The sequence below is a fragment of the Parasphingorhabdus sp. NYA22 genome (assembly GCF_976973735.1).
Window position 1 is genome coordinate 58,871 of record NZ_OZ333478.1, and the last position, 16,261, is coordinate 75,131.

The 16,261-nt window shown below is 53.4% G+C and carries 13 protein-coding genes and 1 pseudogene; 3 read left to right on the forward strand and 11 right to left on the reverse strand.

The window, feature by feature from the left end; all coding sequences use genetic code 11:
- Positions 1-80: 80 nt before the first annotated feature.
- The 5 genes from ACWFTY_RS17275 to ACWFTY_RS17295 form a co-directional block, all read right to left on the reverse strand.
- Positions 81-3,419 (reverse strand): UvrD-helicase domain-containing protein, encoded by a 3,339-nt coding sequence (locus ACWFTY_RS17275; protein ID WP_447527004.1) that lies wholly within the window; start codon positions 3,417-3,419, stop codon positions 81-83.
- Between the two features lie 3 nt (positions 3,420-3,422).
- A complete protein-coding gene (locus ACWFTY_RS17280; protein ID WP_335657590.1) occupies positions 3,423-4,007 on the reverse strand; it encodes a hypothetical protein in 585 nt (194 codons plus the stop codon).
- Positions 4,004-4,720, reverse strand: coding sequence for a hypothetical protein (locus tag ACWFTY_RS17285; protein ID WP_447527005.1), 717 nt, complete (start codon positions 4,718-4,720; stop codon positions 4,004-4,006). Before ACWFTY_RS17285 ends, ACWFTY_RS17280 begins: the two co-directional genes overlap by 4 nt.
- A gap of 133 nt (positions 4,721-4,853) precedes the next feature.
- A complete protein-coding gene (locus ACWFTY_RS17290) occupies positions 4,854-5,561 on the reverse strand; it encodes an RES family NAD+ phosphorylase (RefSeq protein ID WP_447527006.1) in 708 nt (235 codons plus the stop codon).
- Entirely contained in the window at positions 5,555-5,974 is a 420-nt protein-coding gene (locus ACWFTY_RS17295; protein ID WP_335657489.1) for an antitoxin Xre/MbcA/ParS toxin-binding domain-containing protein, read from the reverse strand. The genes ACWFTY_RS17290 and ACWFTY_RS17295 overlap by 7 nt, the downstream gene beginning before the upstream one ends.
- A 180-nt stretch (positions 5,975-6,154) precedes the next feature.
- On the opposite strand from ACWFTY_RS17295, the gene ACWFTY_RS17300 reads away from it, so the two are divergent.
- A complete protein-coding gene (locus tag ACWFTY_RS17300) occupies positions 6,155-6,388 on the forward strand; it encodes a hypothetical protein (protein ID WP_335657488.1) in 234 nt (77 codons plus the stop codon).
- 122 nt (positions 6,389-6,510) lie between these two features.
- On the opposite strand, the gene ACWFTY_RS17305 is transcribed toward ACWFTY_RS17300, so the two are convergent.
- The 5 genes from ACWFTY_RS17305 to ACWFTY_RS17325 all read right to left on the reverse strand — a co-directional run bounded on the left by ACWFTY_RS17305 (position 6,511) and on the right by ACWFTY_RS17325 (position 10,439).
- The gene (locus tag ACWFTY_RS17305) at positions 6,511-7,029 is read right to left on the reverse strand and encodes an RES family NAD+ phosphorylase (protein ID WP_066743810.1); all 519 of its coding nucleotides are present in this window, start codon (positions 7,027-7,029) and stop codon (positions 6,511-6,513) included.
- Positions 7,026-7,445, reverse strand: coding sequence for an antitoxin Xre/MbcA/ParS toxin-binding domain-containing protein (locus tag ACWFTY_RS17310; protein WP_447527007.1), 420 nt, complete (start codon positions 7,443-7,445; stop codon positions 7,026-7,028). Before ACWFTY_RS17310 ends, ACWFTY_RS17305 begins: the two co-directional genes overlap by 4 nt.
- 332 nt (positions 7,446-7,777) lie before the next feature.
- Positions 7,778-8,434: a hypothetical protein gene (locus tag ACWFTY_RS17315; RefSeq protein ID WP_447527008.1), complete on the reverse strand. Its 657-nt coding sequence runs from the start codon at positions 8,432-8,434 to the stop codon at positions 7,778-7,780.
- Positions 8,435-8,510: 76 nt separating this feature from the next.
- A protein-coding gene (locus tag ACWFTY_RS17320) for an IS3 family transposase (protein ID WP_447524529.1) occupies positions 8,511-9,856 on the reverse strand; the annotation gives its coding sequence in 2 pieces (ribosomal slippage) (positions 8,511-9,524 and positions 9,527-9,856; 1,344 coding nt in all).
- Between the two features lie 64 nt (positions 9,857-9,920).
- Positions 9,921-10,439 carry a multicopper oxidase domain-containing protein gene (locus ACWFTY_RS17325; protein ID WP_447527009.1) on the reverse strand — a complete coding sequence of 173 codons (519 nt, stop codon included), beginning with the start codon at positions 10,437-10,439 and terminating at the stop codon, positions 9,921-9,923.
- 368 nt (positions 10,440-10,807) lie between these two features.
- On the opposite strand from ACWFTY_RS17325, the gene ACWFTY_RS17330 reads away from it, so the two are divergent.
- Both ACWFTY_RS17330 and ACWFTY_RS17335 read left to right on the forward strand, forming a co-directional pair.
- Positions 10,808-11,509 carry a CBS domain-containing protein gene (locus ACWFTY_RS17330; RefSeq protein ID WP_447527010.1) on the forward strand — a complete coding sequence of 234 codons (702 nt, stop codon included), beginning with the start codon at positions 10,808-10,810 and terminating at the stop codon, positions 11,507-11,509.
- A 95-nt stretch (positions 11,510-11,604) separates the two neighbouring features.
- A complete protein-coding gene (locus tag ACWFTY_RS17335) occupies positions 11,605-14,163 on the forward strand; it encodes an NAD-dependent epimerase/dehydratase family protein (RefSeq protein WP_447527011.1) in 2,559 nt (852 codons plus the stop codon).
- A 1,046-nt stretch (positions 14,164-15,209) separates the two neighbouring features.
- Here the strand turns inward: ACWFTY_RS17335 and ACWFTY_RS17340 are convergent.
- Positions 15,210-16,160: pseudogene (locus ACWFTY_RS17340) on the reverse strand (IS701 family transposase); the annotation flags it as partial.
- Positions 16,161-16,261: the final 101 nt, after the last annotated feature.

A 16,261-nucleotide genomic window follows, 5' to 3' on the forward strand; every position in this document is an offset into this window, starting at 1 on the left:
ACTCCGATTGTGGCCCATGCGGGAATGCCGGGTTCACTAGAGTCATCCCTTTCAGAGACGGAATTCGTCTGAATAAAAAATTAGATAGGCTCGATGGCTCCGACCGATGGGCAGGAAACAAAGTGGGGGCAACGTCCGCATATACGCATGCTGGGATTTGGTGGCAGCGTACCGCTGTTGATCGCTGACAAAATCTGACCTGCTTCCTCAAGATCGTTTGCTACCTTTTCCTCACTCCTCTTAAAGCCGACTACGCCACCATCAGTCATATGTGCGGTCATGGCGTCTACTTGGCGGCCAAAGGCATGCCTAGCGGCGGAAAGAAGAATACCAGCTGATTGATCATTGCCGGTTTTGGAGCGCACAGGACCTGCGTCAAAGAAGCGGATTTCAGTACCTTTCGGTGTTGAACGCACTAACGGCGCGCCGACAGTCAATGTCCCACCGTTTATGGGTAATTCAATATGTGCAAAACCCGGCGACTCAAACCCGCTGGCCAACTGTGCAAGAGTCGAAACCCTTCCGCTGGCGTGGGCAAAGTAATCGGCTGCTAGTCCGCTTCCGATAGGTCCGCGTGTTTCCCAAACCTCTTCCAATACAGCCTGCATATTTGAGTTAACATTCGGGCCGGCAACTTCGGTAATCCTATCCACCAAAGTATAGAGAACGCCAGATGTTTGAAGGTACGGAGACTCGTGGCGCCGTCCATGAATCCCGAAATATCTCCGGTATGCGATGCGCAAGGCGCAGCTTGCATAGTCCCGAATATCAAATATGTTGATTTGGACGGTTTTTACAGGCTTGTGCTGGACAATAGGACTGTTGGAAGGGGCGGTGGCAACAGCGAGCTCGTGGCGACTAAGGTTACCGAGGCGCGCCAGAAAGGGAGACGGCTTTCGAGATCGGACGTTTGCTATTTCGTTATGATAGAGGCGAAGATGATCTTCCGCTCGCGAAATGGCGACGAAAAACAGGCATTCTTCCTCCTCGAGGTGCATCTCCCGTGTTTCTGGCTGCACCAATCCTGGCGGCAGGGGACTGTCATCGCGTTGAAATCGTCCGGGTAAGCACTGATCATGCAGGCCGACCACATGGACTGCAGAAAACTCTAAGCCTTTGGCACCGTGAATTGTCATCATTCGAACAGCGGCGGCGTCAGCCCCAAGAGCCGCGTCTCTAAGGTCACGATCGTCAGCCAGTAGCACAGCACTGCGCACACGTTTGATCGCGCGTGCTGGCGTCAACAGCCGTCCATCAAGCTCGCGTTGATCGAGAAAGCCAAGAAGGGCTTGTAGCGCAGCGCGTGCGAGTGAGCCCTCCGGACCCGGCTCACTCGCAATATCCCGCAAATAATCCGACCGATCAAGTAGCCAACTCGCCGCCACCTCGAACGCAGACATATGAGATTCTAATCCCTTCAGTTGCATTCCCAGTCGTTCCAACGCTTGGCCACCTGCGGAGGTCATCCCCGGCAAGGTTGATGCTCGTTCAAGCAAGGCGTTGAGCGGGATGCGGTCTTTATGAGCCGCGCTGACGATTGTCCCGATATCTTGTGGTCCAACCCTGATTTCTCGGAGCGCGGCGACGCGGACCAGAGCGCCGCCGTTCGCTTCCGCAAGTAGGGCGAGGATGGACAAAAGATCTCGCACTTCGTCGCGCTCAAAAAAGCTGCCAAGATGTGTTGTTGCTATCTCCTGTCGGGCGAGTGCCGCTGCCATAATGTCCAACCTGCCATTTGTGGGCGCAAGGACCGCTTGGGTAGCCAGTGGTACGCCAGCTTCCACAAGACGTTTGATCTCTGCTGCGAGAAGTTCGCCTTCGCAGTCATCATTTCGTCCAACTAGCAGCTTCGTGGTGCTTCCTTCCTCAGATCGCTGTGCGGCTGCCTTATATGCAAGACCATTCTTGCCCGCTCGCATGTCAGCAGCGAAGCGGCGGCTCAAACTGACGATATGATCAGTCGAACGGTAATTATGACCGAGAGGGAGGCGCTGACCGCCAGCGAAATCGGCTTCGAACCCTGCCATATTTGCTGATGATGCGCCCCTCCAGCGATACAGGGATTGTCGGGCATCGCCTACAACCCAAAGCCTTGACCCTGCGCGATAAAGCTCAATCAAAAGACGTGCACTTGCTCTATTTACGTCTTGATACTCATCCACCAGCACGTGAGAATGGCGCTGGGCCACCTGTTCGCGAACCGCGTCGTTACGGCCGATCAGGAGTGCAGGCAGCATCACGAGGTCACCAAAATCGACTGCTCCAGCTTCACGAAGAGTCTCGGTGTAGACCCTATATACCGTTGCCGCTTCGCAGGAACGCTCTGCGGCAATGATTTCCTTCTCGCTAGTGGCCACTTCGAGAGCAGCGCTTGCGCGGCGACCAAAGTCTTCATGATCTACGAGCTCGTCTTTGGCGCGCGAGACCGCTGAAAGTATCTTCACTAAACCCTGATCCGGGTTGCGTAGATCGTGATAATGTTTCAGTCCCATCAGCGGTAGCCGATCTTCAAGCAGTTCTATTGCCTGTGCCTTATCAATTAACTGGACATTGTTGGGAAGGCCAAGCTTATCATAATAACGACGGATTAGATCGAGCCCGAAGGCGTGAAAGGTTCCCGTCCACATTTCTGCGGCAGCATTTGGGTGAGCTTTAGCAATGCGGTCGGCAAGATCGCCTGCAGCCTTATTTGAAAATGTTAGAGCAAGTATATCTCTCGCACTCACAGTCGGCTGCGCCAAAAGGTGTTCAATTCTCATCACAAGAGTGCGGGTTTTACCAGAACCCGGGCCGGCCTCGAGCAGCAGAGCCGATCCTTCAAAGGTGGCGGCCGCCCATTGGCTCTCATCTCGCTTCTGCTGCGGCGCGACCATATCGACCGACTGTTCCGCGATGTCTGGGCCGAGGAGGCTGTCCAACAGCTGGCGTCGCACCAAAGGGTAAGGAAGTTTGAGGGTCTGAGCAATATCGGCTGCGCTCTTGCACTCTACGAGAAATAGCTGCCGGGCCAGCGAGCGCGGTAACAGAAATTCACGGGCGAATACATTGGCTTGCAGTTCCCGTCGTTCCCGCTGCCCATAGGCTTCGACCCTCGAAAGCGCGCGTGACGCGCCGGCGTCTGGGTCTGATCCAGAGCAGAGTTCTTGTGGTTGGTGCAGTTCCAGATGACCGAGCTCGTGTGCCGCATAAGCTGCAGCTTGATCGGACGACACGTCGTTGCGCACGTAGATCGACAACCAGTCTCTAAGGAGTTTGGCATCACTCGTACCAATAACTGGATCGCCGGGCGGGACCAATTTAATGACAAAACCTAGTCCCGCCGCGGCTGCAGCAACAGCTTCATATCCTTGGGCGCGCTCAGCGCTATGTCCTTCGCGGAGTTTACGTGCGGCAATTCGGGCAAGGTCGAAAGCGGCCATTTTCTATGCTTCCAGCCACCTCCGTTTGAACGCGTCAGGGACATCTGAGCGAGCCAAAGCTGTGGCGAAGTCCTCTACTCCGCCGTCCTGCGGCTTGCCAACATTTCGGTTTTCAACAAAGGCAAGGTTTTCTCCGGCCTGTCCTGCAAAATAGTCCTCGAGTACTTGTTTGGGTACACCGAGCAGATCGGCCAAGTCGCGCGCGCAGCGTGCTCCCAATCCGCTAAGACGGCGCTGCGCCAACCGGATCAGAAAGTCGCGATCTCTGAGGACAGGTTCGATTGCTAACCATGTAGCCGCTTTGGGTAATTTGGAAGATGGGTCAGGTCTAGACGCTCGCGAGCGGTTCAGCGCACCAAGATAGAAGCTTTGCAGACTCAACACAGCTGCCTGCGCATCAGAATCAAGGACTTCCGGATTTGGGCTGATACTCGATGCCGCAGTTTCGACAATTGAGCGGGCAACTAGGTGATCGAACAGCTCGTCCAATTCGGTTGAACTCAGTTGGTCGACAGCTGCTGAGTCCCAGATACCGTAGGAAATGAAATCTTCTGCAAGCTTATTAGGGTTTGATAAGGTTGGATTCATGACGCTTTCTCCACAAGCGCTGCTTTGAGCATGCGCGTAAAATCTGTCTTGAGATTTGCAAGTGTACTACGCGGTTTACCTGTGAGGCGAACCAGATCATTGGGCGCTTCAGGTGCATCTATCGGGAGGTCGCCCAACATCAGCAGAAGGAAAAGTCGGCGGTGCTCTTCTGTTTTAAGCCTTTTGTCCGCAAATGCTACAAGCGTAGCGCGTATTTGAAGAGCAGCCGCTGCCTCACCATCATCACTGAACTCTCGATCATCAGTAAGTTCAGCTGATCGCTTGCGGTGACGGCCAATTAAACGTGCATAGGCATCGCTGGCGCGGCGTCGCAACTCCCGGTGAAATGTCACCTCCCACCAATCAATACCGTCATTCTCGGCCAGTTCGGTAAGAAACGTTTGCATGGTTTCCTGGATCACGTCCTCTCTATCTCCAACTTCAAACCCCGTTGAAACCCTCCTGACATAATCATAAGCATTCGTGATCAGTATTGCTACGAGACGATCACTGAGCTCCAGCTTACCGTCAGTCCTAAATCGACGAATAATTCGAACCAGCGCAGCTGGGGGAATGAAGCCACTCTTATTTTGATCCTTGATCTGCGCAGCGGCAATAAGCTGTTCGGAGGATATACCTTCTATCCAGTCGAGAGCACGGACTACAAAGGGTGGATGATATAACTCAACTGCTTCCGTATTTTCTTCATCCACTCTTTTAATCCTACCCTGATTGATCGTTCATTATCCTAATCATTTTGTGACCCGAAAAACCTCTGAATTTTTTTGTTACTGCATTTGGTCACGGTTATAGACCATAGCGGAGATTTTCTGGATTTGAGATATATTAGACCAATTCCAGAATTTCCCGGTCCCCAGAAAGAGCCTGAACGAAGTCAACGCGTGTACCGTTCCAATGATATCGAAAATGCTCCGCCTGAAGTGGTGGGGTTACAGCGTCGGGAAAGAAAATTGCGATGCACTGTCCGCCATCGTGACGCAAACTAGGGTAAATAAGACCATCGCGCTCCAACAACTTCTGTTCTTTAGCAAATGTTTGAGAGATTGGATAAGTAGCAATATCCGGGTTGAGCAGATGCTCATTACCCGGATCGCGGAGGTCTACAAGATCAGTATCGACGGTTCCTACAAGTTGGCGGACTTTTGAAATCCAACCAGGTTCCATCACCGCATCTCTATAAAATCGCTCCACATGAAACGTGTGTTCGCGCAAAGCCGTTTCGAGACAGTCGCCAGCATAATATACTCCAAAAGTTCCGTCGCTGAACCGTGAAGCCCGGTCAGGTGATATATGTGTAAATGCGGCCATGACCCAGGACGCACCATCGCCAGCCAATCTGCGATCAACCGGCACTAGAGACAGATCACCAATTTCCTCATAGATACGTGGATTGGTTCGCGATTGTGCACTCGCCAATGTTTCCCAATCTCGTGGATCAGCAATATCGTCGAACAAATCGATGGGAGGGAATTGAGACATCACCAAGCGGTGTGTCTTCGGCCATGAGATATGCGCGATTGCGGCGTCTACCATCCGCCGCGAACAGAATCCAAATAGCGTCTGATGCGGACAACATCTTCCATACCGCCGAGCCGCAGAACATCTAGCGCAGACTGGTCGCCGAAAGCCTTATTCGGGTTGTTAATCCAGCTATAGCCGCGCTGAGGGTCGGAAAATATAACCCGTAGAGCTTTATGAATACCAAGAAGGTTTGACATCCGGTCAGCCATATCCCGGTTTACCCTGCCATAGTCGCCATCTCTCCAGCGCCGTAAGGTCTTTTTTGATATGCCGCCCAGAATGATCGCGGCGTCAGCATCTTTGACGGCCCACTTCGAAAATAGATTTATGATGGCACGCTGCATGGCTTCAATTTCGGCCGGGCCATAATCGCCGCCCATAGGAGCGGGTTTTTTTGACGTTCCAGAGGGAATAATGTTAAGCATGTTGCGTCCTTTTGACCGCTTTTACCAAAATAATGGACATTTGTCCACACCCTTTAATATTTTAGAGCGTACGCAAACGAGATAGAGCAATCTGCAGTAAAGCATAGTCTGACGCCCCTTCGAAGTATTTGCTTTCCACCGAATTGGCGCGATGATAGACGCGGTTCGAACGGAGGCAGTATGACGTATGACTATCACCGGGCAATGACCGATGCCGTTGTGGAGGCACCGAATGTCCCGCGCGAACGACTGGTCTGGATCATGAATGATACGCACCGCGCCAGATATCGGGCTTTTCTGGAAAATGAGATGGGCGTTGAGGCTGACGATGACGAATCTTTCGGGATACCGATCGAGACGGGCGAACCATCAGATGGACAGCCATTCGAACTTGTTGCGAGGCCGGCACATTGACCGGGTCATTTAACGTCGCGATTTGCACTTAAAGGGCAGGTGATAGCCAGCGATCACTAAGGTTGATAACAAAGATTATGTTAAGTTATATTGGATTTTTGGTATATCGAGCGAGAATAACCCTAATCCCACGAAAGTTGGTTTTTCGGTAATCTTCCAGAAGGATCGTAAACTTCAACTTTATGTGGCAATTTCGGTCCCCAGTTCCACAAGATCAAATTTGAACTATCCTTTTTTGCATCAGGTGCAAAGCTTGGAACAAGCATGCCGTCATAACCGGCTGCTGCCATATCATTTGCGATCTTTTGTGACGGCGCGGTTTTTCCAGCAAGCTGGATAGTTAGCCAAGCGCAATCCAGATCTGCAAAATCTACAGACAGCGCTTTTTGGTCTTTGGTGGTTCTAAGGTCCGCGATATTTTCGCATTCAACATCATATTCACACAAAGTGATGGGCGATAAACGTCCAGAAAATCCCTGGGAACATTCAATCAGTGCGGTTACAGAATCGAGGGCTAAATAAAGCGCCGGCTGACCTTTCCTGTTAAATCGTCCGCCACGCATAGCAGCGCCGTCTCCCGATATTGGCTTGAAAGACCAAAACGGATCATGGGCACGGTAACACCGCCCTACAAAATTCAAGCAAAACCACCCAGAGCGAGATGATCGAGATATTCCCGAACAGCATTTGCTTGGCCTGATTTAACCAAAGCCTCGGCGGTCCTTCCGTCCAAGGCTGGAATGGGCTCTGCGCGATACCATGCCATTGCCTGTGCTTCGCTACCTGCCCAACCGCGCACGCGCACTAATATTTCAAGCATTTCTGTCATACGGGATTGCGCTTTCGGGCTTTCGCGCCTTTCCACTTTTGTTACTGTGGTTTTACCCAGACCGGCAGTTTCGGCTAACTGAACTTTAGACATTTTAAAAGTGCGGCTGACTTGCTCAATATCAACTTTGCCACCTTTAGTGACAAAGCTAGCCATAAACTTACCGCTGCTTGCGGAACGCGTGGCCCAACTGCCTGTTTTACCAGTTTTTTTACGTGCATGAGCCATGCGGCGTCCTTATTTATGTCGATACTTATGGTTCTTATATAGCCATATTTATGGACATATGCAAGATATTCTACTATTTATAAAGCCGCAATTCCTCAATCAAATTCCATTAGAATTTTAATTAAAGCTCGCCAACACTCATGCCCCAGTAACCGCTGTTTTGGTCCAAATCACGGCCGCGCAGTGTCGTAGGTGAATTGGCAATCTAGCAGGTAGGCCAGCCCGCTCCCCGCCCTGCAGTACCGAGCGGCATGTTGCTTTTCAAGAAGGCGGCGTAGGGCCAGCTCCGCAAGAATCATTATTATGTCTTATATTATTGAAAATATTGACTTTTACTTCTTATGGCTTTCGATGACCTGCTGTGCACTTTTAATTGCGCTGGGTGACGCAGCAAAAGGCTGCAGTGGTCCAAATAATGGCGCTTTAGACTTTCTAATTGCCATTTCAGCTGCAGGTGTCGGTAGCAAATCATCCCACGGCGGCGCTTCTTCAGGTGCGCGCCATGCCGAAGAAAAATCAGCTTGTTTCTCATTTTCTATTTCCCAGAGCCCTATACAATCATCGATCCAGCCATGTAATTTCCAGAAATATTTGTTCACATGGCTTGAAAACGGTGCGCCGAGCCAGTCATTTGCGGTGCTTTCATCCTCAAAGTCTGCAGGCGGCGATGCGGCAAACCTCATGTGCATCCAGTTATGCACGGTAATTTCAATTAGCTCGCCATATTTATCCAAGGTGATATCAGGGCGTGTAAGGAATGCCGGATCGCGCAAGGTTGTCGCATAGCCCATATTTGTAGTCAGTGCCTCAGCGCTACGCGCACCAGCTATGGCTTCAATCGTGTCTCGGATATTTTCCGGCCAGGCAGTAGGATTATCGATATTGGGAATCTGCGGCTCCGGCCAGTCCGGATCATCCGGCATAGCTGGAATATTGCTCCACCCTTCAACTTTTCCCCAATTAGGATCATTGGCGTTGCTAAGCATCATTGTCCGTCGTCAGATAATTTGAGACATATGGCGGTTTAAAATAGGCGAGTATTTGGTTCCATCTGGTTGGTTGATATTAGGCGGCGATCTTGCGGTATTGCAATCGCCTTTGTTCGATGGTTTTTCGTTTGATCCTTTCTCGTTGTTTGATGATAGATTCTGCCCTGCCGAAGTAGGCATCGGCGGGTGTGACGTTTTTCAGGCTCTCGTGATAACGTTGGTGATTATAGTGCTCGACGAACGCCTCGACCTGCGCTTCGAGATCGCCGGGCAGATAATAATTTTCGAGCAGGATGCGGTTTTTGAGGGTCTGGTGCCAGCGTTCGATCTTGCCCTGGGTTTGCGGATGGAACGGTGCACCGCGAACGTGGCGCATCTTCTTGTCGGCCAGATAATCCGCAAGTTCACCCGCAACGTAGCTTGGCCCGTTGTCCGATAGCAGGCGCGGTTTGTGCAGCACATGCGCCTGCCCGCAGCCTGATGCCTCAAGAGCCAGCTCCAGCGTATCGGTGACATCTTCTGCGCGCATGGTCGTGCACAGTTTCCAGCTGATTATATAGCGGCTGTAGTCATCGAGGATCGTCGACAGGTAATACCAGCCCCAGCCAATGATCTTGAGGTAGGTAAAATCAGTCTGCCACAGCTGGTTGGGCGCCGTTGTCTTGTCCTTGAACTCGCTGGCGGCCTTCATCACGATGAAGTTCGGGCTGGTGATCAGGTCGTGGGCCTTGAGCAGGCGGTAAACGCTGGCCTCCGACACGAAGTAGCGCTGTTCATCGGTAAACGTCACCGCCAGCTCGCGGGGCGATAGCTCGCAGCGTTCCAGCGCCATATCCAGGATCTTGTCCTGCACCTCCTCCGGGATCCGGTTCCATGCCCGGCGCGGACCGGGACGCCGATCTTCTAGCGCCTCTTCGCCGAACCGCTGGTACAGATCATACCAGCGGTAGAAGGTAGGCCGGGCGATGCCCAGCCTGTCGAGCGTCTGCTTGGCAGGCAGATGGCTTTTCTCGACCAGCCTGATGATCTCGAGCTTTTCTGATGCAGGATATCTCATTCTTCGCCTTCCCCATCCCCGATCATGCTTTTTTTAAGCAGACGCATCTCAAGCATCTGTTCAGCGACAACCTCCTTCAGATCTCGGGCTTCCTTACGAAGGTCGCGCACCTCATCAGTATTGGCAGCGCGGGCAGTATCGCCAGCCAGCCTGCGCTTGCCAGCCTCCATGAAGTCCTTCGACCATTTGTAATACACGCCCTGCGCGATACCCTCACGGCGGCATAGCTCGGCAATGCTATCTTCGCCGCGCAGACCCTCCAGCACGATCCGGATCTTCTCTTCCGCGCTATACTGTTTGCGGGTCGCTCTGCGGATATCTTTGACCACCCGCTCCGCGGGGGCTTTCGAGTGTTTTGGTTTCATTTCCGTTCCTTACAGTCACTGCAATGAAACCAAAACACTCGCTTATTTTATGCAGCCAGTCTGTCTATTGAATGCTGACGGGGGACACCTCGATGATTAGGGGCCCGTAAAGCCCGCGCCCGACCTGCTCGAAACTGCGCTGGTGCGGATGATACCAGAAGGTACCTGCATCAGCCGGGGTAAATTCATATAGGAAGGCTTGCCCCGGTTCGACGGGATCCTGCGTCAGATGCGGCACACCATCCATCGCATTGGGCACACGCAGCCCGTGCCAATGAATGGTTGTTCCCTCATCGAGATTGTTTTTAAGCAGCGCTTTGAAAGGCTGCCCTTGCCGGACTCTGATCTCGGGTCCGGGTACTAAGCCGTTGTAACCCCAGACAGGAACTTGTGGCAACCGCTCGCCCATTAGCGATGCAAGGGTTTTCCCCGCTTCGAGAACGAGTTCATTTTGACCAGCCCTGGCGCCTACAGATCCTCTGGTGCCCGCTCCAAGGATTACCGCGGTTCCCGCACCGATCGCCACCACGCCGGATCCAGCGAGCACGGCTCGCCGCGTCATGCGTGATCCTGTCTGCGCCATAGGGGAAATTCTCCAAAATCGTTGTCAGTTGCGGCTCGCCGACAAGTATAGGGCTTCCCATCATTGGAAGGTCAAGCCCCCCGACGAGCCATTTTAAAATTGAAAAATTATGAGGGGTTGGAGCAGCTTTATTCGTATAGGTAATATGACTGGTCAACCGGCTTTGAAGAAACGCGTCTTGCTTTTCCGTTCGCGCCTGCCGGATTTGTTTTGCACCAGGAGCGGAGACGCAGCCGATGTGACAGCTTGCAGCGCCGAAGACAACTCCACCAAGATCAGGAGCGCGACCAAAGTAATTTCGCAAGCGCCTGTCAGATCGCAGGAAAGTGAGGCCCACGTCATTACCAACTTTCACAAGCCGCGCCAATATGCGTTTAGCGGTTGCACAAGAAAGGCGAAGCGAAGGAGAAATTGGAACATTGCTGTTAGTTGTGCGTTTCGTGTCCGATTATTCAGATGGTCGTTGCCAGAATATTTTTTTGGACACTGTTGACCTTCCGATGATGGGAAGCCCTATCTTTCCGTCATTGTATGATTCGACGAGGAGGCACCGTTGGATGCCGCATCCTCTGGCTTTGGAAACGGCTTTTCTTGTCGGCGAGTTCCATCAAATAAAGGAGACAAACATGAATGTTCGCGAAATTATGACCAGTGACCCGGCCTGCTGCGATAAAGAGACGAGCGCGCAGGACGCGGCAAAGCTGATGGTAGAGAACGACTGCGGTGAAATTCCAGTCGTGGACGATGATGGCGAACTTGTTGGAGTGGTGACCGACCGAGACATTTGCTGCCGGGTCGTAGCCGAAGGAAAGTCGCCAGATACGTGGGTGGAAGATATAATGACCCGGTCGGTTGTCACTGTCACGCCCGACACAGAAGTGGACAAATGCTGTTCGACCATGGAGGGCAATCAAATTCGGCGCGTACCCGTGATTGACGATAGCGGCAAATGCTGCGGCATGGTCTCGCAGGCGGATATCGCGCGGTCCGATAACGACGCGAAGACCGCCAAGCTTGTCGAGGGAATCTCCAAACCGGCTGAGGAAAAAGCCTCCGCAGGTTGCTGCTAGTCTAGTGACCTGTCGCAGGGCCGCCCTCTGACAAACGGAGGGCGGCTTCTTCGATGTTGGTAGGAAGAGTTAAGACGAGATTGAAGGGGTGATTTATGGAAAAGGGCCTTGTCCTCATAACTGGTGCGAACGGATATATCGGTCGCGCGCTTATCAGACGATTAAGCGATGACTACCGCGTAATCGGACTCGACCGGTCAGCCTCGGAAGACATCCCCGGACTGGAGGCCTCGTATTCGATCGACCTCGCCCAAGAAGCGTCGGTTGTTGACGCCCTTGAAACGGTGAGAGCCGCTTACGGTAACAAGATCGCGGCATGCATTCACCTGGCTGCCTATTTCGACATTACGGGCGAGCCGAACCCTCTATATGAAGAGGTCAATGTGGAGGGTTCGCGCCGGCTGATCACAGCGCTGCAGGACTTTGATGTCGACCAATTTGTCTATGCGAGCTCGATGCTGGTCCACGAACCCAGGCCACTGCCGGACGAGCGGATCGATGAATCCTCGCCGATCGGACCGACCTGGCCCTATCCCCAATCGAAGGCCGATGCTGAAAAAGTGCTGCGCGAAAATCGCGGCGGAATACCGGTGGTCTTCCTGCGGTTTGCGGGCGTCTATGACGACGAGGGTCACTCCGCCTTTCTCGCCGAGCAAATCGCCGGCGTGTACGAACACCGTGTGTCGGCGCATCTCTATCCCGGGATGTTGTGTGCAGCGCAGTCCGCGCTGCATCTCGAGGATTTGGCCAAGGCAGTCGAACAGACGATTGCGCGCAGGGACCAGTTGCCCGGCGAGACCCCGATACTCATCGGCGAACCGGATACGCTGGGCTACGCCGAGATCCAGGACATCGTTCATCGCGAAATCCACGGCGAAGACTGGACCACAGTCCGGATTCCGAAGGCCGTGGCGAAGCTGGGTACATGGATTGAGGAGGAAATTCTTGGCCACGATGGTTTCGTGAAGCAATGGATGGTTGATGATGCCAATGCGCATTATATTCTCGACATTTCCCGCGCTCGGAAACTGCTGAATTGGGAGCCTGAGCACTCGCTCCGTGAGACGCTTCCGGCTATCGTTGAAGCTCTGAAATCAGATCCGCAGAAATGGTATGAGGCAAACAAGCTTAATACCGCGCGGGTTGCGTGGCATCCGAAAGGATCCGCCGAAAAAACTGTGCAAACACCACACCTTTCGTCGCATGACGGACACCAAATGGCCGGGGACATGGCGGGTGAGATGCACGATATGGATGGTCCCCAACGCGAAACGCGTTGGACCCATTACGCGGTCATCGGGCTTGGCCTCTGGTTGGCCGCAAGCCCGGGTGTCTATGACGTCGTATCCGCCGATACTGCACGCGCCTCGGTTGTGGCGGTAACCCTTGAACGGGGTCTGCCGTCGATCGAATGGCGCGCAAACGCTCTTGCCATCAGTGATATGCTGAGCGGGATCGCATTGGCGATTTTCGGCGGAATGTCGCTTTCGAAGCGTACCGCCTGGCTGGGCCAGTGGGCGACCGCCTTCATCGGGATCTGGCTGCTTTTTGCCCCGCTGTTCTTCTGGAGCCCGAGCGCCGCGCAATATCTGACCAATTTGCTTGTAGGCACATTGGTGATCGCATTCTCGGTTCTCGTGCCGATGATGCCGGGCATGAGTATGGAAGGCATGATGGACAAGAAGTCCATCCCGCCGGGGTGGACCTACAGTCCGTCCACCGATGCGCAGCGTTTCCCGATCGTGGCGATGGGCATCATTGGTCTTTTGATATCGCGCATGCTCACCTCCTATCAGCTCGGCCATATCGATGGGGCCTGGGAGCCATTTTTCTCAGGATCGCTCGCTGATCCAAAGAACGGGACCGAGGAAATCATTACCTCTGACATATCCAAGGCCTGGCCGATCCCGGATGCCGGTCTTGGCGCTGTCAGTTACGTCCTGGAAATCCTGATGGCCGTGATGGGGACCAGGGCGCGCTGGCGGACCATGCCTTGGATGGTGACGTTCTTCGGGATACTCGTCATCCCGCTTGGCGTCGTCAGTATCTATTTCGTGATCATCCAGCCGATCATGCTCGAGACGTGGAGTACTCCGGCCCTGATTGCTGCGCTGGCAATGCTGATTATGATACCGTTCTCCCTTGATGAGGTCATCGCCATGGGCCAGTATCTCTACTGGTCAAAGAAAGAGGGCAAACCGCTTGTGCGAACCTTCTTCAAGGGCGGTGCTACATCGCGCGGCGAAATCGACAATGAAGATTACATGACCGATGTCCGCGCCATCTGGAATAACACGGTCAGGGGCGTCACCTTCCCGTGGACGCTGATCGCAAGCACTGTGCTGGGCGTCTGGCTCATGCTGAGCAGGCTCACGCTCGGCAGCGAGGGGGCGATGGCAAACAGCGACCACGTCGTGGGCGCTCTGGTCATAACGGTCGCGATTATCGCGACGGCCGAAGTCGCGCGGGCCTTGCGGTTCGTAAATATCGCTTTCGGCGCCTGGCTCGTGGCGGCACCATTCATTGTGAATGGGGCTTCGTCGTCCGGTATGGTTGCATCGGTTGTGGTCGGACTTCTTCTCATCGGGTTGAGCTTTCCAAGAGGAGAAAGAAGCGGCGAGCACTACGCTGGATGGGATCGCTACATAATCTAGCATATTATGCCCCAAACAAAGCTTTTCGGGTTCAGCAGCGACCGTATAGTGGCTTTCGCTTTCCGTGGACGGTCTTCGAATCGCGTGGAGTTCTGTGCGCGTCTGCCGAATTTGAATCCGGGCATACATGTATCGGGCTATTTACATGAGACAAAACTGGTTGATCAATAGGATCCTAAAGATCTCAGCGGTCAAGGTAACTATGGTAGGTGATAGCCGTTGCGGAGCGCGTGCTAATTCTCGGACAAACTGCACTATTGCGGTCAATGTTGATCATTCCCGTCGCCTACTTGCTGATGTGGCGTAGACAGACGAAAGTGAAGAACCCAAGAACAAAGACGTAAACTGTCATAACCGATTGGTTAGGCATAGATCCACCATTCGTAGCTTTTTGGCATCGATATCGAATTTCGTGGAAAGTGATTTAGATAATTGGAGCTATTACTGCAGGTTCCACCGATTTTTGCAAACGCTTCAAATCGAAAATTGACTAAGAATCCAAATATGGTTAATATTAGTTAATGAGATCAATTACTTAACATAAGATATATTATCAACCTTATTGGGCAATTGATAAGAAAAGCTGTCGATCGCTATATCCTAGTTTTCTTTTACAAGATCATATCGCTAATGATTTTCCGATTTCTGATGTACGGTGCCATCAGAAAAACTACCTGACCGATCCTAGTGTCCGCGCCGCTGAATATTTCAGAAATATTTAACATTAGGGCGTTTCCTGACCGACCGCTTCGAACCGGATCAAGCCGGTCAGAAAAATGGCCGCAATCGGCTGGAAAGCGTAACGGCAGGTTTAGTGTCTCACCTTTGGAGTAAGAGGCCGGACATATGAAAGCAACCGATCAAAGTCATCTCAGCAAAAAAGCCCTTGCCAAAGGGGGCGTCCACATATGAATCCGAAACCAAGCGATTTGGGAATCCCTTTTGTCAACAGAACCTAGCACTACTTTGGCAGATTTGTGAGCGAGCGATGAGAGATGCAGTGTCCGCACTGTGGGCACGTCAGATCAGGAGGTTTGGCGAGGCGTTCAATGATGGCCTGCCTGATCGCCGGCAGGCTCGGCTGTGGTGGTGGCCCGGCGATTCTTTTTCCCCCCCTTGGCCTGCTTGACGCGACGGGATTGCAGGAATGCCAAGGCAATCATCGACATCAGCACATGTCGGTGAAGCCCCTTCCATGATCGGCCTTCGAAGTGATCAAGGCCGAGCTCTTCCTTGAGTTGCTGATGTCCCTGTTCGCAGACTCAACGGGCCTTGATGGCTCCGGCAAGCTGCTTGATCGGCGTGTCGGAGGACAGGTTGGAGAGGTAGTATTTGCGCTCGCCGGTTGAGCGATGTTCGCCGACCAGCCACACTTCCTCGCCGCGCAGATGTTGCGCGCCACTGTTCCGGATGCGTTGAGGCGGGCCATCGGCAACTCGCACGCGAACGGCGGCGAAGCGTGCCGAGAGCAGCCCCTTGGTTCCGCGCCGCCAACTGACCTTGCGCCACTCTGCTACCTCCAACATCGCCTTCGCCGATACGGATGTAGCATCGGGGATGTGCCGCTTGCGGGGGCGACCACGCCCGGCGACGGGAAAAATCATTGCCACGTCGGCAGGGTAGACTTTCTGCTTGTACGGGATGCCGACGGCCCATGTGAGGCCGCGTGCACTCAGACCCTGCCGGAACGAGGCGCTCATCCCGTAGCCAGCGTCCGCCAACACGCCGCCGAAGGGTGCGCTACCGCCGCGAACCCGATCGATCTCGGCCAGCGCGATCTCAGGCTTGGTCCGGTAATCCCGGCAATCCAGCGGCACACCGGCATGATTAAGCCGGGTTGGATCGCTGGTCCAACTCTCGGGCAGAAACAGCCGCAAGCCAACCATGACCGGCACTTCGCGAGAGGCCAGCGTCAACGACACCAGAGTCTGGCAGTTGGCGTTCTTGCCCAACGTTGATGCGTATTGAGGGGCCACACCCACCGAATGCATCCCCTTATATATTGATTTGAAACGGTCCTGATGTCCCCGTTCGATCCGTAGCACAGCTCTGCGTGGTCCATTATGGCAACGATAATCACGTTGAAAGATAGCCCAAG

Excerpts from the sequence above, each read along its gene's own strand:
- ACWFTY_RS17275 (WP_447527004.1), bottom strand. The coding sequence starts at position 3,419 with ATGGCCGCTTTCGACCTTGCCCGAATTGCCGCACGTAAACTCCGCGAA.
- ACWFTY_RS17280 (WP_335657590.1), bottom strand. The coding sequence starts at position 4,007 with ATGAATCCAACCTTATCAAACCCTAATAAGCTTGCAGAAGATTTCATT.
- ACWFTY_RS17290 (WP_447527006.1), bottom strand. The coding sequence starts at position 5,561 with ATGGTAGACGCCGCAATCGCGCATATCTCATGGCCGAAGACACACCGC.
- ACWFTY_RS17295 (WP_335657489.1), bottom strand. The coding sequence starts at position 5,974 with ATGCTTAACATTATTCCCTCTGGAACGTCAAAAAAACCCGCTCCTATG.
- ACWFTY_RS17300 (WP_335657488.1), top strand. The coding sequence starts at position 6,155 with ATGACGTATGACTATCACCGGGCAATGACCGATGCCGTTGTGGAGGCA.
- ACWFTY_RS17310 (WP_447527007.1), bottom strand. The coding sequence starts at position 7,445 with ATGGCTCATGCACGTAAAAAAACTGGTAAAACAGGCAGTTGGGCCACG.
- ACWFTY_RS17315 (WP_447527008.1), bottom strand. The coding sequence starts at position 8,434 with ATGATGCTTAGCAACGCCAATGATCCTAATTGGGGAAAAGTTGAAGGG.
- ACWFTY_RS17325 (WP_447527009.1), bottom strand. The coding sequence starts at position 10,439 with ATGGCGCAGACAGGATCACGCATGACGCGGCGAGCCGTGCTCGCTGGA.
- ACWFTY_RS17330 (WP_447527010.1), top strand. The coding sequence starts at position 10,808 with ATGCGTTTAGCGGTTGCACAAGAAAGGCGAAGCGAAGGAGAAATTGGA.
- ACWFTY_RS17335 (WP_447527011.1), top strand. The coding sequence starts at position 11,605 with ATGGAAAAGGGCCTTGTCCTCATAACTGGTGCGAACGGATATATCGGT.